Here is a 17898-nt window from a genome sequence, read left to right on the forward strand (position 1 = left end):
GGTCGCCGCGGAACTGGTCGCCCCCGAGAAGAAGGCCGGCGCCATCGCGATGATGTTCACCGGCCTGACCGTCGCCAACGTCGTCGGCGTCCCGCTGGGCACCTGGGTGGGCCAGAGCGCGGGCTGGCGCGTCACCTTCCTGCTGGTCGCCGCCCTCGGCGTCCTCGGCTTCGCCGGGGTGGCCCGCCTCGTCCCCGACGTGCCCAAACCCGAGGGGGTGCGGCTTCGCCACGAGCTCGCCGCCTTCCGCAACGCACAGGTCCTGCTGGCCATGGCCATGACCGTGCTCGGCTTCGGCGGCGTCTTCGCCGCGGTCACCTACATCGCCCCGATGATGACCGAGGTCGCCGGCTACGCGGACTCCTCCGTCACCTGGCTCATGGTGCTCTTCGGGGCCGGCATGGTGACCGGCAACCTCGTCGGCGGCCGGTTCGCCGACCGGGCGCTGATGCCGATGCTCTGCACGGCGCTCGGCACACTCGCCGTCGTCCTCGCGGTGTTCACCGTGACCGCCCACGACCGGGCTGCCGCCGCCGTCACGGTCTTCCTGATCGGCGCGCTCGGCTTCGCGACCGTCCCGCCGCTCCAGAAGCGGGTCCTCGACCAGGCGTCCGGCGCACCGACGCTCGCCTCCGCGGTGAACATCGGCGCCTTCAACCTGGGCAACGCCCTCTCGGCCTGGCTCGGCGGCGTGGTCATCGCCGCGGGGCTCGGCTACACCGCCCCGAACTGGGTCGGCGCGGTGCTCGCGGCCTCCGCACTGGTCCTGGCGCTGGTCTCCGGCGCCCTGGACCGACGCGGCACCGGCACCTCCGGGCGGGTCGTGGCCTCCCACACCCCCGCCCCCGGCCGCGACCTCGCCTCCGACCCCCGCTGAACCCGCCCGGTGGCGCCGCCCCGCGGTGCCCCGGGCCCGCAACCCCCCGACGAAAGAAACCGATCATGAGCACCGTCCCGCACGTCACCCTCAACAACGGCGTCACCATGCCCCAGCTGGGCTTCGGCGTCTTCCAGGTACCCGACGAGGAGACCACCGCCGCGGTCACCCACGCCCTGGAGAGCGGCTACCGCTCCATCGACACCGCCGCGATCTACGGCAACGAGTCCGGCGTCGGCCGGGCCCTGGCCGCCTCGGGCCTGCCCCGGCAGGACCTCTTCGTCACCACCAAGCTGTGGAACGAGGACCAGGGGTACGACACCACCCTCAGCGCCTTCGACACCAGCCTGGCCCGGCTGGGCCTGGAGTACGTCGACCTCTACCTGATCCACTGGCCGACCCCGGCCCGCGACCGCTACCTGGAGACCTGGCGGGCGCTGGAGCGGATCCTGGCCGACGGCCGGGCCCGCGCCATCGGCGTCTCCAACTTCCAGCCGCACCACCTCCAGCGCCTGCTGGACCACAGCGGGGTGGTGCCGGCCGTCAACCAGGTCGAGGCCCACCCCGGCCTCCAGCAGCGGGAGCTGCGGGAGTTCCACACCCGGCACGGCGTGGTCACCGAGGCCTGGAGCCCGCTCGCCCAGGGCGCGGTGCTCAGCTACGAGGCGGTCACCGACATCGCCGCCCGGCACGGCCAGACCCCCGCCCAGGTGGTGCTGCGCTGGCATCTCCAGCTCGGCAACGTGGTGATCCCCAAGTCGGTCACGCCGGCCCGCATCCGCGAGAACCTCGACGTGTTCGGCTTCACCCTCGACGAGTCGGAGATGGCGGCGCTGGCCGCACTCGACCGCGGTCTGCGCACCGGCCCGGACCCGGACACCCTCAACTGAGGGACGACCCGCCCGGCCTCTCCCGCCCCTCGTCCACCGGACGGGGGGCGGGGCGTCCGTCCCCCGTCCGGTGACAGCCGCGCCCCCGGCCCACGCCGCACGTGCCGGGAGCGGCTCTCACCGGGCCGGCCCGTTCTGGCGGCGCCGGTGTACGGCGGCGCGCCGCCGCGCCTGGCGCACGCACTGCCAGCAGCGCCAGTCCGCGGGGACCGGGGCGACCGTGGCGTTGCTGCAGCCTGACTCCGCGCACCTGGTCCGCTCCCGGGGCCCGTCGAAGACCGTGAGGTCGTCGGCGGGGGCCGGGGGCAGGTCGTAGCCCTGCGGACGGTCGGTGACGATGTGCTCGGAGTGGCGCAGCGGGTGGAACTCGACCCACTCACGCGGGCACTGGTCCGGGGAGCCCGCCACGTCGTCGTGGCTGGTGCAGCGCTGCTTCCACCAGCGGCTGACGGTGGTGAAGCCGGCGGCCCGAAGCGACCACACCCACATGGTGCCGCCGGTGCGCGAGAGGATGGTCTGCCCCTCGCGTCCGGGCGCGTACGGCACGTCGACGCGTTCCCAGGCGCCCTCCTCCACGGCGAAGATCGGCTCCGGGCAGCGCTCGCCGTCCTCCAGGGCGGCGACGCAGCGGACGTCCTCGATCCGGCAGGGCGCGAGGAGGAGGACGGTGGAGTAGTGCAGGGTGTGCCGGACCCGGTCGGCAGCCGCCGCGCCCGCGTCCCCGCTGCGCGCAGCGGCGGGTTGGGCCGGGGGTTGCTGCTCGGGCGGGGGCTGCGGGGTGAACTCGCCCCTGGCCACCCGGGCCCGCATCCGCACGGCGAGCCGGCGCACCACGTCGACGAGTTCCTCGGGCAGGTCGGTGTGGTCCAGGGCGGGACAGACCGTGGGGTGCGGCAGCCGGCAGTGGCCGCCGGCGCGCGCGTCCTCGCCCGGGTAGGCGATGCCCTTGTCGACGTGCCAGCGGAACCGGACGGGGACGTGGCGGCTGGGGACCTCCACGGTCAGCGGGATGCGCTGGGTGTCGTAGCGGTCGAACCACTCCACGGGAGTGCCGCAGTAGGCGCAGTGGTCGGCCCCGGTGCGGCGCAGCAGCGTGGAGGCGTTGGCCTGGTGCAGCCGCATGCTCATCGGGGTCTTCCTCCTGTGCCGGGCGCCGCCGGTGTCCGTCCCGCCACCGGGACGGGCGGGCCCGGGACCGTCGCGGCCGGGCGGGCCGTCGCCGGCGCGGGCTGCGGGTGCGGTGCCGTCCCCGGGGCGCGGAGGCCGATTCTACCGTCGGCTGCGGGCCCCGCCGTGGAGTCGGACCTGGGCGGCCCGCCGCAGCACCGGCCTCGCCGCCGGGCCGCCGCACGCGGTGGCGGGGAGCGGCCCGGGGGTCCTCCCCGCCTCCGGCTCACCAGATCTGGTCGGCCCACTCCGGGTGGTCGACGAACGGGTTGCGGTTGTGCTGGTACTGCTCGTAGATCACGTCGTTGCGGTGTTCCTCGAAGGCGTCCGGCGGGTCCTGGTCGTTCCACTTCAGCAGGACGGAGAGCCGGCCGATGTTCGGCGCCGAACCGTTGTCCACCTTGTCGTCGGGTTCCAGGTCGGGGAACCCGTCGCCGCCGTCGTAGCGGACGGCCATGTAGAGGATCATGCGGGCCACGTCGCCCTTGACGGCGTCGCGCGGCTCGAAGGAGTCGGAGTCGGAGTAGTTGCCGGGGGCCCCGGAGACGGCGCTGCCGCCCTCGTCGAAGTCCTTGTTGCCGCGCACGTCGTTGACGGTGACGTCGGCGGGGCGCAGGTGGTGGAGGTCGGTACCGGGGCCGGTCGCGGTGCCGAAGTCGCCGTGGGACTTGGCCCAGACGTGCTCGCGGTTCCAGTCCCCGACGTCGCCGCCGTGCTCGGCCTTGCTCTGGGACCGGCCGGTGTACAGCAGGATGACGTTGCCGGGGTGGGCCGGGTCCTCGTCGGTGTCCTGGAGGGCGGCCCAGACCTGGTCGTAGGTGACCGTGTCCTGATGGCTGATGATCGTGTGGAGGGCGTTCTCCAGGGCGGTGCCGGTCTTCCCCTCGGCGTCCTGGTAGTAGGTGTCGTCGTACGCGGTGACCGCGGCGTGGCTGCCGGTGGGGGCGGCGTCCGGGGCGGCGGTGGCGGGTGCCGCGGTCGCCGCGAGGGCGGTGGCGGCGGCGAGCGCCACCAGTGCCCGGCGGGCGCGCGGGTGTCGGGTGCTGTCCACGAAGGGTGTCCTCTCCCCGTGAAGGCGCACCGGCTCGCGGTGGGGCGCGTGCCGGTGTCGTCGAACGACGTTCGACTCAGGGAGCGTGACAGCAGGGGGAGTTGACGGCAACAGGGTGTCCGGAAGACGGCTGCTTCTGCGGTTTTCCCGGTGTCGTGGGGTGTGCGGCGTATCGGTGGTGGCGCGGGGCCCGGGACGGGTGGTGCCCGCCCCGGGCCCCGCGGCCGGCCGGAGGGCGTCTCAGCCGATGGGCGCACCGGTGTACTGGGCGGCGAACTCCGCCTCGGCGTGCGGGGAGGCCGCGATGCGGTCCAGGCGCGCGGTCTGGAGCCGGGTGGTGAAGGGGTCCTGCTCCGGGTCGGCGTGGAGGGTGCTGGTCATGGAGTACGAGAAGTGCTCGGCGCGCCAGACCCGGCGCAGGCAGGTGTCGGAGTAGGCGTCCAGGAGCTCGGCGGAGCCGGTCTGCTGCCGGTGGGCGAGCGCCCGGGCCAGCACCACGACGTCGGCGACCGCCAGGTTGAGGCCCTTGGCGCCGGTGGGCGGCACGATGTGGGCGGCGTCGCCGGCCAGGAAGACCCTGCCGTGGCGCATGGGCTCGGTGACGAAGCTGCGCATGGGCAGCACCGACTTGGCGGTGAGGGGCCCGCGTTCCAGCAGACGGCCGCCGTCGACGGCGACGCGGGCGTCCAGCTCGTCCCAGATGCGTCCGTCGGGCCAGTCGGCCGGGTCGGTGCCGGGCGGGACCTGGAGGTAGAGGCGGCTGACGGTGGGTGAGCGCATGCTGAGGAGGGCGAAGCCGCGGGGCGAGTGGGCGTAGACCAGTTCCTCCTGCGAGGGCGCGACGTCGGCCAGCACACCGAGCCAGGCGTAGGGGTACTCGCGCGCGTAGGTGGTGAGGGCGCCGGGCGGCAGCGCCTGCCGGGTGACGCCGTGGAAGCCGTCGCAGCCCACGAGGTAGTCGCAGGTGACGGTCTCCTCCTGCGCGCCGCGGACCAGGTGGACCGCCGGCCGGTCGGTCTCGACGCCGCTCACCGCCCGGACCCGGGTCCCGAAGTGGAGCGGCGGCCCGTCCTGGAGCTGCAGGGCTATCAGGTCCTTGACGACCTCGGTCTGGGCGTAGACCCAGACCCGGCGGCCACCGGTGAGGGCGGGGAAGTCGACCCGGTGGCCGCGGCCGGACCAGCGCAGTTCGACGCCGTCGTGGACCAGACCCTCCCGGTCCAGCCGCCGGCCGGCGCCGCTCTCGCGCAGCACGTCGACGGTGCTCTGCTCCAGGATGCCGGCGCGCTGGCGGGCCTCGACGTAGCCGCGCTCGCGGCTCTCCCACACCTCGCAGTCGACGCCCGCGCGGTGCAGCAGCCGGGCGAGCAGGAGGCCGGCTGGGCCGCCTCCGACGATGCCGACGGACGTGTGCCTCATCGTGCCTCCTCCTCGATCACCCGGTCGGCGACGGCGAACGCCGAGTTGGCTGCGGGGACGCCGCAGTAGACGGCGGTCTGCAGCAGGACCTCCCTGATCTCGTGGGCCGTCATTCCGCCGTGCAGGGCGGCCCGGACGTGCATCCGCAGTTCGTCGGTGTGGCCGCGGGCGACGAGTGCGGCGAGGGTGATGCAGCGGCGGGTGGTGTGGGACAGGCCGGGCCGGGTCCAGATCTCCCCCCAGGCGTACCGGGTGATGAAGTCCTGGAAGGGGGCGGTGAACTCGCTGGTGGCGGCCGTGGCGCGGTCGACGTGGGCGTCGCCGAGCACGGCGCGCCGCACCTGGGTCCCCGCGGCGCGCCGGGCCGTGTCGTCCTCGGGCGCCGCGCCGGCCGGGGTGGCCGGGGAGTCCGCGGCCAGGTGGCTGCGGAGGGCCGCCAGTACCGGCGCCGGGGCCTCCACCGCGGCCAGGTGGGCGGCGCCGGGGACCTCCACGAGGGTGGCGTCGGGGACGGCGTCGGCGATCTCGCGGGCGTGGGCGGGCGGCGTGACCGGGTCCTGGCGGCCCACGAGCACGAGCGTGGGGAGGGTGACGTCCGCGAGGTCGGCGCGGACGTCGAAGGTGGCCAGTGCCTCGCAGCAGGCGGCGTAGCCCTCGGGGTCGGCGGCGAGGAGGTCGGCGGCGAGTGCCTGCGCCTGCGGGGTGTCGCGGTGGGCGGGGGTGAACCAGCGTTCCCGGCTGATGTCGGCCAGGTGGGCGGTGCCCTGGGCCCGGACCCGGGCGGCGCGCTCCCGCCAGTCGGGGGCCTCGCCGAAGTGGGCGGAGGAGCAGAGCACGGCGAGGGAGGTCAGCCGCCGGGGGTGGTGGAGGGCGAGCCAGCTGCCGACCGCGCCGCCCAGGGAGACGCCCGCGTAGGCGAAGCGTTCCAGGCCGAGGGAGTCGGCGAGGTCGAGGACGAGGCGGCCGAGGTCGGCGACGCTCGCCTGCGGCGCCAGCAGACCGGCCGGGCTGCCGCCGTGACCGGGCAGGTCCCACCGCACGACACGGTGGCTGCGGGCGAGGTCGGGGAGCTGTGCGTCCCACACCCGCAGCGAGGTGCCCAGCGAGGGGCCGAGTACCAGGGCGGGGGCGTCGGCCGGACCGTCGACGCGGTGGTGGAGGCCCGGGGAGGCCGGTGGGGCGGCGGTGGGGCCGGGGCGGGCGGTCACGGCTGTGGTGCTCCTTCGGGGGGCGGGGCTCGGACGGTGGATGCCGCGGGCTGCGGGGCCCGGTCAGCGGCGGGCCAGCGCGCGGTCGACCAGTGCGGCGGCCGAGCCGGTGTAGTGGGCGGGGGAGGTGAGGTCGCGCAGTTCCCCGGGGCTGAAGGCCGCCGCGGCCTCGTCCCGGCTCGCCAGGGCGGTCGCGAGGTCGGCGCCCTCACGGGCCACCTGGCGTGAGACGTCGTCCAGGACCTCTCTGGCCTTCTCCCGGCCGATGCGGCCGGCCAGGACGGCGGCCAGGCGTTCGGAGACGACCAGTCCGCCGGTCGCGGCGAGGTTGCGTGCCATCCGGTCGGGCGCGGTGCGCAGCTCCTCAGTGAGTTCGGCGACGGCGTGGGCGGCGCCGCCGGTGCAGCGCAGCGCCTCGCGCAGCGGCTGCCACTCGGCGTGCCAGGCCCCGGCGGGGCGTTCGTCCTCGGCGACCAGGGAGCCGTGGAGGATCGCGGCGAGCGCGGGCACCTGCCGGGCCGCGGCGGCGGCGAGCGTCGCCCGGACCGGGTTGGCCTTGTGGGGCATGGCGGAGGACCCTCCGCCGCTGCCTTCGGCGACCTCGCCGATCTCGGTGCGGTTCAGCACCAGCACGTCGGCGGCGATCTTGCCCAGGGCACCCGCGGTCAGCGCCAGCGCGCCCGCCAGGTCGGCCACCGGCGTGCGCAGGGTGTGCCAGGGCAGCAGCGGTTCTGCCAGGCCCGTCCGGCGGGCGTAGGCGGCCAGCAGGGCGGGCCCGAGGTCCGGCCGGGGCGGCTGCGCGTCCCCCTCGGCGAAGGCGTGGAAGGCGGCCAGGGTCCCGCCGGCGCCGCCGAGTTGGGCCGGCAGGGTGTCCCGGACGGCGGCGAGGCGGTCGCGGGCGTCCAGCACCAGGGACCGCCAGCCGGCCGCCTTGAGGCCGAAGGTGGTCGGTACGGCGTGCTGGGTCAGGGTCCGCCCGGGCATGGGCGTGTCGCGGTGTGCGGCGGCGAGGCGGGCGAGGGCCCCGGCGGCGCGGTCCAGGTCGGCCAGGACGTGGCCCAGGGCGCGGGAGGCGACCAGCATGGTGGCGGTGTCGAGCACGTCCTGGCTGGTGGCGCCGCGGTGGACGTAGGGCGCGGCGGCCGGGTCGTGTCCGGCCACGGCGGCGGTCAGGGCGCGGACCAGGGGGATGACGGGGTTGCCGCCCCAGCGGGCGGACAGGGCCAGTTCGCGCACGTCGAGGGTGCCGGCCGCCTCGGCCGCGGCGGTGGCGACGGTCCGCGCGGCGGCGGCGGGGGCGAGGCCCGTGTCGGCCTGGGCGTGGGCGAGTGCCGCCTCGGCGTCGAGCATGGCGCGCAGGTAGGCGGTGTCCGCGGTGGCCCGTTCGACGGCGCCGCCGGCCCGGACGGGGCTGAGCAGGCCGGTGTCGGCCGCCTCGTCCGGGTCCGGCAGGTCGGCGGGACCGTGGTCAGTCGAAGGCAAGGAAGACCGTCTCCTCGTGGGGGTTCTCGGCCTGGAGGCGGATGTCGAAGCGGTGGCGGCCGTGGTCCTCCGCGGACGCGAGCAGCGTGGCACGGCGCTGCGGTTCCAGGGCGGCGAGCAGCTCGTCCTCGGGCGCGTCGGCATCGGGCGTGCCGAGGTAGACGCGGGTGTGGAGGTGGTGCAGCAGGCCGCGGGCGAAGAGGACCACCGACAGGTAGGGGACGCCGCCGGGCGGCAGGGTCCGCAGCACGTAGTGGCCGGCCGCGTCGGTGGGGACCCGGCCGAAGCCGGTGAAGTCCACCCCGTTGCGGCCGAGGTGGCCGCCGTCGACCGGGTCGCGCCGCATCGAGCCGGGGGCTCCGGTGCGGGACCCGTCGGGCGCCGGCTGCCAGAACTCCAGGATCGCGTCGGGGACGGGCGCTCCGGCGCCGTCGCGGACGTAGCCGTGGAGGGTGAGGGTGTCGGGGTGGCCGGTGGGGGCGATGTCGCCGCCGCCGGGGAAGGGCAGGGCGTAGCCGTAGAAGGGGCCCACGGTCTGGGAGGGGGTGGGGTGGAGTGTCATGTCAGCGGCCCTCCTCGACCCAGGTGGCGGCGGGGCCGTCCAGGACGACGTCCCAGCGGAAGCCGAGCGACCACTCGGGGGTGGACAGATCGTGGTCGTAGGTGGCGACCAGGCGCTGCCGGGCGGCGTCGTCGGTCACCGACTGCAGGATGGGGTCGTAGGGGAAGAGGGGGTCGCCGGGGAAGTACATCTGGCTCACCAGCCGCTGGGTGAACGCCGTCCCGAAGAGCGAGAAGTGGATGTGTGCGGGGCGCCAGGCGTTGAGGTGGTTGCGCCAGGGGTAGGCGCCGGGCTTGATGGTGTGGAAGCGGTAGGTGCCGTCGTCGTCGGTGAGGCAGCGGCCGACGCCGGTGAAGTTGGGGTCCAGCGGGGCGGGGTGGTCGTCGCGCTGGTGGGCGTAGCGCCCGGAGGCGTTGGCCTGCCATATCTCGACGAGCTGGCCGCGTACCGGGCGCCCGTCGCGGTCCACGATGCGGCCGGTGACGGTGATGCGCTCCCCCAGCGGCTCGCCGCGGTGCTGCCGGGTGAGGTCGTGGTCGAGCGGGGTGACGTCGGTGGCGCCGAAGACCGGTCCGGACAGTTCGACCGCGTCGGGGTCGTGGACGGTGACGGGTGGGCGCAGCGGGTGGCGCAGCAGGCTGCTGCGGTAGGGGGCGTAGCCGCGGTCGGGGTGGTGGACGGCCGGGTCGCCGTCGGCGCGGCGCCGGACGTAGGCCTCGCGGGCCTCGCCGATCTCCCCGGTGATGACGTCCTGGGTGAGGGGGCCGGTGGTGGCCTGCGCGGTGGCGGGAGTGGTCATGTGGGTTCTCCTGGGGGCCGGACGGGAGGGTGGGCGCGGCCGGCGGGCGCGGGCCTCGTCCGGTGGTGCGGGCCGGCGGGTTTCCGGCGGGCCCGGCCGGCGCCACCGGCACGACGGTCGGCGGTGGCACCGGGCGGGGCCGGCGGTCGGGGTGGTCCGGGTCAGCGTTCGAGGACCAGCGCGAGGCCCTGTCCGACGCCGATGCAGGCGGTGGCGACGGCGGTGCCGGAGCCGGCCGCCGCCAGTTGGTGGGCCGCGGCGGCGGTGATGCGGGCCCCGGAGGCGCCGAGCGGGTGGCCCACGGCGATGGCGCCGCCGCGGGGGTTGACGAGGTCGGGGTCGAGGTCGGGCCACTGCGTCAGGCAGCCCAGGACCTGGGCGGCGAACGCCTCGTTGAGCTCGACGGTGGTGAGGTCGCCGAAGCCGCGGCCGGCCTTGCGCAGTGCCTTGGTGACGGCTTCGACGGGGCCGAGGCCGAAGTACTGCGGTTCGATGCCGGTCACGGCGCTCGCGCTGACGCGGGCCAGGGGTTCGCGGCCGGTGGCGGCCAGCCCCTCCTCGTCGGTGACCAGCAGGGCCGCGGCGCCGTCGTTGAGGGGGGAGGAGTTGCCGGCGGTGACCGTGCCGCCCTCCTTGCGGAAGACCGGCCGCAGCGCGCCGAGCGACTCCAGGGAGGTGTTGTCGCGGATGGTCTCGTCGCGGGCCAGGTCGACGCCGGGGACGGGTACGGTCTCGCCGTCGAGCAGGCCCTCGCTCCAGGCGCGGGCCGCCTTGCGGTGGCTGGCCAGGGCGTAGGCGTCCTGCTGTTCGCGGGTGATGCCGTACTTGTCGGCGATGAGTTCGGCGCCCTCGCCGAGCGCGACGGTCCACTCCGGGCGCATCCGGGGGTTGACCATGCGCCAGCCCAGGGTGGAGGAGAAGAGCTCCTGGTTGCCGGCGGGGAAGGCCCGCTCGGGCTTGGGCAGCACCCAGGGGGCGCGGCTCATGGACTCCACTCCCCCGGCCACCACGATCGAGGCGTCGCCGACGGCCACCGCGCGGGCTGCCTGCACGACGGCTTCGAGGCCCGAGGCGCACAGCCGGTTGACGGTGGCCCCGGGCACGCTGACCGGGAGTCCGGCCAGGAGCACGGCCATGCGGGCGACGTCGCGGTTCTCCTCGCCGGCGCCGTTGGCGTTGCCGAGGACGACGTCGTCGATGCGCGCGGGGTCGAGGTCGGGGGTGCGGTCCAGGAGGGCGCGCAGCGCGTGGGCGGCGAGGTCGTCGGGGCGGGTGCCGGCCAGCGCGCCGCCGTACTTGCCGACGGGGGTGCGGACGGCGTCGACGAGGTAGACCTCGCGCAGTCGAGCGGTCATGACAGGACGCTCCCGGTGTCGTGGCGGGCGGACTCGGCGAGGCCGGCGGGGGTGAGGGCGGATTCGGGGACGAGGACGGGGGCAGCCGTGGCGCGGCGCACGTCCTCGACGGTGACGCCGGGGGCGGTCTCCACCAGCCGCAGGCCGTCCTCCCTCACATCCAGGACGGCCAGGTCGGTGATGATGCGGTCGACGCAGCCGGCGCCGGTGAGCGGCAGTTCGCAGCTCTGAAGGATCTTGGGGGTGCCGTCCTTGGCGGTGTGGCGCATGAGGACCAGGACGCGCCGCGCGCCGTGGACGAGGTCCATCGCGCCGCCCATGCCCTTGATGGTCTTGCCGGGGACGGCCCAGTTGGCGAGGTCGCCGGTCGCGGAGACCTGCATGGCGCCCAGGACGGCGACGTCGATGTGGCCGCCGCGGATCATGCCGAAGGAGAGGGCGGAGTCGAAGAAGGCCGCGCCGGGCAGGACGGTGACGGTCTCCTTGCCGGCGTTGATGAGGTCCGGGTCGACCCCGTCCTCGTCCGGGTAGGGGCCGACGCCCAGCAGGCCGTTCTCCGACTCCAGGACCACGTGGACGCCTGCGGGCAGGTGGTTGGGGATGAGTGTGGGCAGCCCGATGCCGAGGTTGACGTAGGAGCCGTCGGTGAGTTCGGCGGCGGCGCGGGCGGCCATCTCGGTCTGGTTCCAGGGCATCAGGCGTGCACCGCCTTCTCGGTGGGGGGCTGGCTGACGGTGCGGCGCTCGACGGGCTTGTGCGCGGCCTGTTCGGGCGTGAGCGCGACCACCCGCTGGACGAAGACGCCGGGCAGGTGGACCTGGTCCGGCTCGATCTCGCCGGGTTCCACCAGTTCCTCGACCTCGGCGAGGGTGACCCGGCCCGCCATGGCCGCCAGCGGGTTGAAGTTGCGGGCGGACTTGTTGAAGACGAGGTTGCCGTGGCGGTCGCCGCGGGCGGCCCGCACCAGGGCGAAGTCGGTGGTCAGGCCGCGCTCCAGGACGTAGGAGCCGCCGTCGAACTCGCGGACCTCCTTGGGCGGCGAGGCGACGAGCACGCTGCCGTCGGGGCCGTGCCGCCAGGGCATGCCGCCCTCGGCGACCAGGGTGCCGACCCCGGCGGGGGTGTAGAAGGCGGGGATGCCGCAGCCGCCGGCCCGCAGCCGCTCGGCGAGGGTGCCCTGCGGGATGAGCTCCAGCTCGATCTCCCCGGCCAGGTACTGGCGGGCGAACTCCTCGTTGGCTCCGACGTAGGAGGCGGTGACGCGGGAGATGCGGTGCGCGTCGAGGAGTCTGGCCAGGCCCGTCCCCATGGCTCCGCAGTTGTTCGAGACGACGCCGAGGTCGGTGGCCCCGCTCTCGAACAGGGCGTCGATCAGGGTCGTCGGGACGCCGCTGAGGCCGAAGCCGCCGACGGCGAGCGACGCACCGTCGGGGATGTCGGCCACGGCCTGCGCCGCCGAGGTGACCGTCTTGTCCATACCGCTGCCTCTCCGGTGCGTCCGAGGGACCGTTCCTCGCCGGTTCGGCCCCCGGACTGGTAGAGTTGTTCGCAGAGTGAACTAGAGTTCATTTCTGCTCGGGGTGAGTCTCACCCGGGCCGACCGCCCTGTCAATGCCTTCCCGCCGCGTGGGCCGCACCGCCCGCACCCCCGTTGGAGCAGCCCATGCCCCCCGTCCCGGACGATGCCGCCGCCCCCGCCGCCCCGCGCGAGACCGTGGGCCCCCTGGTCCGCGGACTGGCCGTGCTGCGCGCCCTCACCGCGGCCGGCGGCCGGTCCACCCTGGGCGACCTGGCCCGCTCGACGGCGCTGGCGCGCTCCACCGTCGACCGGGTCGCCGGCACCCTGCACCGCGTCGGCCACGTCCACCTCTCGGGCCGGGAGGTCACCCTCGCGCCGCGTCTGATGGAACTGGGCAACGCCTACCTGGTCTCCAGCGGCCTGGCCGCACTCGGCGAGCTGACCGCCGAACTCGCCGACTCCCTCGACGAGTCGGTGTCGGTGGCGGTGCCCGACGGCGACGGCGTCCGCTTCGTGCGCCAGACCACCCGCCGCCGCGCGATGTCGCTCACCTTCCGCATCGGCGACCTGCTGCCGGCCGAACGCGGGGCTCCCGGCGCACTGTTCGCAGCCGACTGGACGGCGCAGGACTGGTCCCGCTGGCAGGCGCGGCACGAGGCGGACCCGAGGGACGACGCCTTCCCCGCCGTCCCCGCGGGGCGCGGTGACGCCGGGCAGACCTATCCCGACCGCGTCGCCGCCGCCCGCACGAGCGGGTACGCGTTGGACGACCAGCTCATCGAGCCGGGACTGGTGGCGGTGGCCGTCCCGGTGCACGACGCCGAGGGACGGGCGGTGTGCGCACTGAGCGCCGTCAGCCACACCCGCCGGCACAGCGCCCACTCCCTGCGGGACGCGGCGCTGCCCCGGCTCCGGGCGACCGCGGCGCGGATGGCGGAGGTGCTGCGGGCCCCCCGCCCGGACGCCGGGGCACCGGACGCCGGGGCACGCGCCCCGTGGGCGCGGAGCGTCAAGCAGGAACTCGGCCCCACCTTCCTGGAGTCGCTGGCCCGCGGCCTCTCGGTGCTCGCCGCCTTCGACGCGGACGCCGAGGCGCTGCCGCTCACGGCGGTGGCGGAGCGCACCGGGCTGGCCCGTGCGACGGCACGCCGGGCGCTGATCACCCTGGAACACCTCGGCTACGTCACCGCCGGGGACGGCCGGTTCCGCCCCACCCCCCGCGTGCTCGATCTGGGGTTCGCCCACCTGAGCGGGCTCACCCTGGCCGACATCGCCCAACCCCACCTGGCCGCGCTGGTGGAGCGCGTGCACGAGTCGGCCTCGGTGAGCGTCCTGCGCGGCGACCAGATCCAGTACGTGGCACGGGTGCCCACCGTGCGCATCATGAGCGTCAACATCACCGTGGGGACCCGCTTCCCGGCCTACGCGACGTCCATGGGGCGGGCACTCCTGGCCGGCCTGCCCGAGGAGGAGCGCACGGCCCACCTTCCCGCGGAGGGCCTGGCACCGCTCACCCCGTACACCGTGACCGATCCGGCGCGGCTGGCCGGGCTCCTGGCCGAGGTCCGGGCACAGGGGTACGCGATGGTCGACAACGAACTGGAGGAGGGCCTGCGTTCACTGGCCGTCCCGGTCCGCGACGCCTCCGGGCGACCGGTGGCGGCCGTCAACGTCTCCACCCACTCCAGCTCGTCCACGGCCGAGGGTTCACGGGAGAGGCTGCTGCCCCACCTGCGGGCGGCCGCCGAGGCCGTGGAGTCGGATCTGCGGGTGGCCGGCCGGTGCACCCGCGTCGCCACCGGATAGCCGGCGCCCCGGCTGCCCGGACCGCAGGAGAGCCCCGCCGAAGAGGACCACCGGCAACAATTGTCATGTACAGTCTTGGCCGATCGGTCGCCGCCCGGGGGCGGTGGCCGTCGTGCGTGGTCTCCCGGACCCGGCACGAGGACCGTCCCCGCAGCTCACGGCACTCCCCCACGCCGTCCCGAGCACCTCGTCGGGACCTCCACCACCGGAGGAAGCATGCTCGCTCGAAGAGCCCTCGCACCCGCCGCCCTCGCCCTGGCCTCGCTGGCGTTCCTGGCCCCGACCGCGGACGCGAGCGGCACGAAGATGTCCCAGTCCGCCGCGGCGAGCAAGCTGAGCGCCGCGGGCGTCACCCACAGCTCCAGCGGCAACTGCACGACGCGCTCGAACTCGACCTGCACCTCCTACGAGCAGATCAACTCCGGCACGGTCGACGCGATGATCACGCTGAAGCGGGCGAGCGGCTGCGCGATCAACATCACCGGCGGCACCGAGGTCGGTCACGCCTCCGGCACCTACAGCCACTACAACGGCTACAAGGTGGACACCTCGCACAACTCCTGCCTGGACGCCTACGTGAAGAACAGCTTCACCTACATCGGCTACCGGGGCGACGGGTACCCGCAGTGGAAGGCCGCCTCCGGCAACCTCTACTGCGACGAGGGCAACCACTGGGACATCACCGTCTACTGACCCCCGCAGGCGCAGAAACCCCCGGCGCGGGCCGGCCAGGAGCCGCCGTGACGGCCCGCGTCCATGACGAGAGCGCGTCCGCCGAGTCGCCCGTCCGGTGACGACCGCACCCGGGCCCGGACCCACCACCGCTCCGCCCCGGCACAGCGGGACGGAGCGGTGTTCAGGCGCTCGTGCCGGCCGGTGGGTTGCTGCCGAGCTGGCGGGCAGCCACCCCCAGGTGGTCCCCCACTCTGCTGACCAGCAGCGTCATTTCGTAGGCGACCTGCCCGACATCCGCCTCGGGGCCGGCCAGCACGCACAGGCAACTGCCGTTCCCCGCAGCCGTCACGAAGAGCAGTCCGGCGTCGTACTCGATCATCGTCTGCCGCACTCCGCCGGCACGGAAGTGCCGTCCGGCCCCCTTCGCCAGGCTGTGCAGCCCCGAGGCGACGGCGGCGAGGTGCTCGGCGTCCTCCCGCCGCAGCGCGTCACTCGCCCCCGTGACCAGGCCGTCGTTGGACAGGACCAGCGCGTGCCGCACCCGGTCCACCCGCTTGGTCAGATCGGCCAGCAACCAGTCGAGTGCGCTGTTGTCCGCCATGCCGGTCTCCTCCCCGTCTCCCCGTCAGTCACTTCACGGGCCGACCGGGTCGACCCGCCTGCCAGCCTTGCCCACCTTCCGCGCCGGGGCAAGCACCCCGACACGAGCGCGACGCCCCTCACACCCCTGACCGGCCGTCAGGACCGGGAAGGTGCACACACCACGTACTTGACCCGCATCGCGGAACGGGGTCTGCTGGGCCTCCGGCCCGGTGCACAACGGCAGCGGCTCGTCGCCCTGCCCCCCACCGCCCGGCCCCGGCCCGGCGGCGCTCGCAGGGCCGGCGGACCCTCACTTCGACCAGGAGGCAGCAGGTGCGCGCAGACTCGCAGGCCCCGGACGGCGGCGCCGGGCGGCCCGGCCAGGCCCGCACCCCGGCCGAGGTCCGGGCGTTCTTCGGCCCCCGAGCCGCCACCTGGGAGGACCGCTTCCCCGACGACGGCCCCGCCTACGCCGCCGCCGTCGCAGGCCTCGGGCTCCGCCCCGGCGACCGGGTCCTGGACGCCGGCTGCGGCACCGGACGCGCCCTGCCGCCCCTGCGGGAGGCCGTCGGCCCCACCGGCACGGTCCTCGGCATCGACGTCACCCCCGAGATGCTCGACGAGGTGGCCGCGCACGACCGGCACCACCTGGCCCTTCCGGTACTGGGCGATGTGACCCGGCTGCCGCTGCGCCCCGGCGTCCTCGACGCCGTCTTCGCCGCCGGGCTGCTCACCCATCTGCCGGACCCGCTCCGTCAGCTGACCGAGCTGGCCCGGGTGGTGCGGCCCGGCGGCATGCTGGCGCTGTTCCACCCGCTGGGCCGGGCCGCGCTGGCCGCCCGCAAGGGTTATCCGCTGACCGACGAGGACCTGCGGGCCGAGCCCCGCCTCACGGCCGCCCTGGCCGCGACCGGTTGGGACCTGCGGTCCTACGTCGACGAGGACGCCCGGTTCCTGGCCGTCGCGGTCCGCCGGCCCGACGCCGCCGACGGGCCCCGGCCCGCCCCGGAAGAGGCCTGAGCAGAGGGGCACCGCAGGGTGTCCGGTGCCGGGACGCCCGGCCCGGCGGGTCCCGGCACCGGGACGTGGGAGCGCCTCGTCCCCCGCCCCCACGGCAGGCGGTCCGGGGCGAGGCGGTCGGAACGCGGCGTCCGCAGCCCCGCCCAGACCCGGCAAAGGTGCGGGCCGCGGCCCACCGGCGCAGGCTGGGGGCGGCGGAACGCCCGGCCCGCGGCGGTCCGCAGCAGCGCCGAGCCCCCACGGGTTCGGCGGGTCGCGGCAGAGAGGGTGGAGAGCATGGAGCACGCCCCCGTCATCGTCCATCCGCCCACGGCGGGCGGCGGACGCCGGGTCACCGTCCGAGGGCGGATCGTCGGCACGGCGTACGGACGGGGGGACGTCGCGGAGTTCCTGCGGCGGGCCGGGCTCGCGGCGGACCCCGAGGACGTGCCGCTGGAGGACCCGGCAGTCGTCGAGTGGCGCGGCGGCGACCTGGAACGCTGGACTCCGGAAAAGCCCTGACGCCCCCTCCTCCCCGGCCCCCGCGTCTCCCTCACCGCCGTCCCCACCGGTGACAGCGCCGACTCGAGCCACTAAGGTGCGCCGAAGATCAGCGGAGGGATGGCCCAGATGCCCACGAACGCCGACGCCGCACCGGAGGCCGAGGCCGAGGACCAGTTGTACGTCCTCACGGCGGTACTGCTCACCCCGGGCCGGTTCCCCAGCGTGCTCGGCGACGACTACCCGGAGGTCTGCGCGACGCTGGGCCTGGAGCCGTACGCCGAGGGGTACGGGCTGCTGCTCGGGCAGGACGGCCAGGGTGCCCGGTGGACCGTCGTCACCGAGGACGTCACCGCCGTCGCCTGCGCCGTCTCCGCCTGGGACTGCGGTATGGAGCACGAACTCTCACCGGACGCGAGCAGCGTCGTCGCGGTGCTCGGGGGCTGGCCGCTGGCCCTGGCCGTGGCGGCGCCCGGCGTCCCCGCGCCGCACGACCCGCAGCCGGTGGAGGGCGAGCATCCCCCGCTCCGGCCGCCGGACGCCACCGGCTGGGGCGCGGCACAGCGCCGGCTGGGTGCCGACGAGATCGCCCTGGCCTGGGCGGCGTGGCGGGAGCAGGTCGACGACGAGGACACCTTCGTCTCCCCGGGGGCCGCGCCGCATCCTGGTGTGCGGCGGGTGCTGGACGAGGCGGCGGCCTATCTCACCGAACCGCCCCCGCCCGGCAGGATCCGCTCGACCTACGCCGGGGACGAGGTGCGCGCCCTGCGCGTCGACGGGCCGGGGTGGAGCATGATCGCACGCACCGACGACATCGCCTTCGTGCTGCTGGACGACGCACCGGGTGAGGTGCTGCCGGTGGGCCGCGGCCCGGAGCTGCCCGGGCTGCTGACGGGGCTGGACGCACTGGCCGCCCGTCCCGTGTGACACCTGCCCGACCGCGCCGGCCCCTGCCCGGCGGGCGCCGCCCTTGGCGCTGCCCGGTGTGACGCGGCGAGCCGGTCGG

The 17898-nt window shown here is 75.5% G+C and carries 18 protein-coding genes; 7 read left to right on the forward strand and 11 right to left on the reverse strand.

The window, feature by feature from the left end:
* A partial coding sequence (locus ACFV3R_RS17470) for an MFS transporter (protein WP_385582879.1) occupies positions 1-877 on the forward strand: 877 nt, incomplete at its 5' end.
* Between the two features lie 65 nt (positions 878-942).
* On the forward strand, positions 943-1767 hold the full coding sequence (locus tag ACFV3R_RS17475; RefSeq protein ID WP_385582882.1) for an aldo/keto reductase: 825 nt from the start codon (positions 943-945) through the stop codon (positions 1765-1767).
* 117 nt (positions 1768-1884) lie between these two features.
* On the opposite strand, the gene ACFV3R_RS17480 is transcribed toward ACFV3R_RS17475, so the two are convergent.
* The 10 genes from ACFV3R_RS17480 to ACFV3R_RS17525 all read right to left on the reverse strand — a co-directional run bounded on the left by ACFV3R_RS17480 (position 1885) and on the right by ACFV3R_RS17525 (position 12287).
* On the reverse strand, positions 1885-2895 hold the full coding sequence (locus ACFV3R_RS17480) for a DUF6083 domain-containing protein (protein WP_385582886.1): 1011 nt from the start codon (positions 2893-2895) through the stop codon (positions 1885-1887).
* 265 nt (positions 2896-3160) lie between these two features.
* The gene (locus tag ACFV3R_RS17485) at positions 3161-3985 is read right to left on the reverse strand and encodes an endonuclease I family protein (protein ID WP_385582888.1); all 825 of its coding nucleotides are present in this window, start codon (positions 3983-3985) and stop codon (positions 3161-3163) included.
* Positions 3986-4225: 240 nt separating this feature from the next.
* Entirely contained in the window at positions 4226-5404 is a 1179-nt protein-coding gene (locus ACFV3R_RS17490) for a 4-hydroxybenzoate 3-monooxygenase (RefSeq protein ID WP_385582891.1), read from the reverse strand.
* Positions 5401-6612: a 3-oxoadipate enol-lactonase gene (gene pcaD / locus ACFV3R_RS17495; RefSeq protein ID WP_385582894.1), complete on the reverse strand. Its 1212-nt coding sequence runs from the start codon at positions 6610-6612 to the stop codon at positions 5401-5403. Before pcaD ends, ACFV3R_RS17490 begins: the two co-directional genes overlap by 4 nt.
* Before the next feature lie 63 nt (positions 6613-6675).
* Positions 6676-8094, reverse strand: coding sequence for a 3-carboxy-cis,cis-muconate cycloisomerase (pcaB, locus tag ACFV3R_RS17500; protein WP_385582897.1), 1419 nt, complete (start codon positions 8092-8094; stop codon positions 6676-6678).
* Positions 8081-8656: a protocatechuate 3,4-dioxygenase subunit alpha gene (gene pcaG, locus ACFV3R_RS17505; RefSeq protein ID WP_385582900.1), complete on the reverse strand. Its 576-nt coding sequence runs from the start codon at positions 8654-8656 to the stop codon at positions 8081-8083. The genes pcaB and pcaG overlap by 14 nt, the downstream gene beginning before the upstream one ends.
* Before the next feature lies 1 nt (position 8657).
* Positions 8658-9455, reverse strand: a complete 798-nt coding sequence (pcaH, locus tag ACFV3R_RS17510) for a protocatechuate 3,4-dioxygenase subunit beta (protein ID WP_385582904.1) — start codon at positions 9453-9455, stop codon at positions 8658-8660.
* Between the two features lie 161 nt (positions 9456-9616).
* Complete coding sequence (locus tag ACFV3R_RS17515) at positions 9617-10810, reverse strand: thiolase family protein (protein WP_385582908.1); 1194 nt, start codon at positions 10808-10810, stop codon at positions 9617-9619.
* A complete protein-coding gene (locus ACFV3R_RS17520; RefSeq protein ID WP_385582911.1) occupies positions 10807-11505 on the reverse strand; it encodes a CoA transferase subunit B in 699 nt (232 codons plus the stop codon). Before ACFV3R_RS17520 ends, ACFV3R_RS17515 begins: the two co-directional genes overlap by 4 nt.
* Positions 11505-12287 carry a CoA transferase subunit A gene (locus ACFV3R_RS17525; protein ID WP_385582914.1) on the reverse strand — a complete coding sequence of 261 codons (783 nt, stop codon included), beginning with the start codon at positions 12285-12287 and terminating at the stop codon, positions 11505-11507. Before ACFV3R_RS17525 ends, ACFV3R_RS17520 begins: the two co-directional genes overlap by 1 nt.
* A gap of 186 nt (positions 12288-12473) precedes the next feature.
* Between ACFV3R_RS17525 and ACFV3R_RS17530 the strand changes: the two genes are divergently transcribed.
* Entirely contained in the window at positions 12474-14135 is a 1662-nt protein-coding gene (locus ACFV3R_RS17530) for an IclR family transcriptional regulator C-terminal domain-containing protein (protein ID WP_385582917.1), read from the forward strand.
* Positions 14136-14351: 216 nt separating this feature from the next.
* A complete protein-coding gene (locus ACFV3R_RS17535; RefSeq protein WP_385582921.1) occupies positions 14352-14828 on the forward strand; it encodes a hypothetical protein in 477 nt (158 codons plus the stop codon).
* A gap of 163 nt (positions 14829-14991) precedes the next feature.
* On the opposite strand, the gene ACFV3R_RS17540 is transcribed toward ACFV3R_RS17535, so the two are convergent.
* On the reverse strand, positions 14992-15411 hold the full coding sequence (locus tag ACFV3R_RS17540; RefSeq protein ID WP_385582924.1) for a roadblock/LC7 domain-containing protein: 420 nt from the start codon (positions 15409-15411) through the stop codon (positions 14992-14994).
* Positions 15412-15725: 314 nt separating this feature from the next.
* Here ACFV3R_RS17540 and ACFV3R_RS17545 point away from each other — a divergent pair, with 314 nt between their 5' ends.
* The 3 genes from ACFV3R_RS17545 (at position 15726) to ACFV3R_RS17555 (ending at position 17819) form a co-directional block, all read left to right on the forward strand.
* Positions 15726-16412 (forward strand): class I SAM-dependent methyltransferase, encoded by a 687-nt coding sequence (locus tag ACFV3R_RS17545; protein ID WP_385582927.1) that lies wholly within the window; start codon positions 15726-15728, stop codon positions 16410-16412.
* 276 nt (positions 16413-16688) lie between these two features.
* Complete coding sequence (locus ACFV3R_RS17550; protein ID WP_385582930.1) at positions 16689-16913, forward strand: hypothetical protein; 225 nt, start codon at positions 16689-16691, stop codon at positions 16911-16913.
* Positions 16914-17021: 108 nt separating this feature from the next.
* Positions 17022-17819: a hypothetical protein gene (locus ACFV3R_RS17555; protein WP_385582933.1), complete on the forward strand. Its 798-nt coding sequence runs from the start codon at positions 17022-17024 to the stop codon at positions 17817-17819.
* The last annotated feature ends 79 nt before the right edge of the window (positions 17820-17898 follow it).

The organism is Streptomyces sp. NPDC059740, assembly GCF_042733155.1.
GTDB lineage: Bacteria > Actinomycetota > Actinomycetes > Streptomycetales > Streptomycetaceae > Streptomyces.

Bases quoted from the DNA above. Each gene is read 5' to 3' on its own strand.
- ACFV3R_RS17555 (WP_385582933.1), top strand. From the start codon at position 17,022: ATGCCCACGAACGCCGACGCCGCACCGGAGGCCGAGGCCGAGGACCAG.
- pcaH (WP_385582904.1), bottom strand. From the start codon at position 9,455: ATGACCACTCCCGCCACCGCGCAGGCCACCACCGGCCCCCTCACCCAG.
- pcaG (WP_385582900.1), bottom strand. From the start codon at position 8,656: ATGACACTCCACCCCACCCCCTCCCAGACCGTGGGCCCCTTCTACGGC.
- ACFV3R_RS17525 (WP_385582914.1), bottom strand. From the start codon at position 12,287: ATGGACAAGACGGTCACCTCGGCGGCGCAGGCCGTGGCCGACATCCCC.
- ACFV3R_RS17480 (WP_385582886.1), bottom strand. From the start codon at position 2,895: ATGAGCATGCGGCTGCACCAGGCCAACGCCTCCACGCTGCTGCGCCGC.
- ACFV3R_RS17530 (WP_385582917.1), top strand. From the start codon at position 12,474: ATGCCCCCCGTCCCGGACGATGCCGCCGCCCCCGCCGCCCCGCGCGAG.
- ACFV3R_RS17550 (WP_385582930.1), top strand. From the start codon at position 16,689: ATGGAGCACGCCCCCGTCATCGTCCATCCGCCCACGGCGGGCGGCGGA.
- ACFV3R_RS17475 (WP_385582882.1), top strand. From the start codon at position 943: ATGAGCACCGTCCCGCACGTCACCCTCAACAACGGCGTCACCATGCCC.
- ACFV3R_RS17515 (WP_385582908.1), bottom strand. From the start codon at position 10,810: ATGACCGCTCGACTGCGCGAGGTCTACCTCGTCGACGCCGTCCGCACC.
- ACFV3R_RS17520 (WP_385582911.1), bottom strand. From the start codon at position 11,505: ATGCCCTGGAACCAGACCGAGATGGCCGCCCGCGCCGCCGCCGAACTC.
- ACFV3R_RS17490 (WP_385582891.1), bottom strand. From the start codon at position 5,404: ATGAGGCACACGTCCGTCGGCATCGTCGGAGGCGGCCCAGCCGGCCTC.
- ACFV3R_RS17540 (WP_385582924.1), bottom strand. From the start codon at position 15,411: ATGGCGGACAACAGCGCACTCGACTGGTTGCTGGCCGATCTGACCAAG.
- ACFV3R_RS17535 (WP_385582921.1), top strand. From the start codon at position 14,352: ATGCTCGCTCGAAGAGCCCTCGCACCCGCCGCCCTCGCCCTGGCCTCG.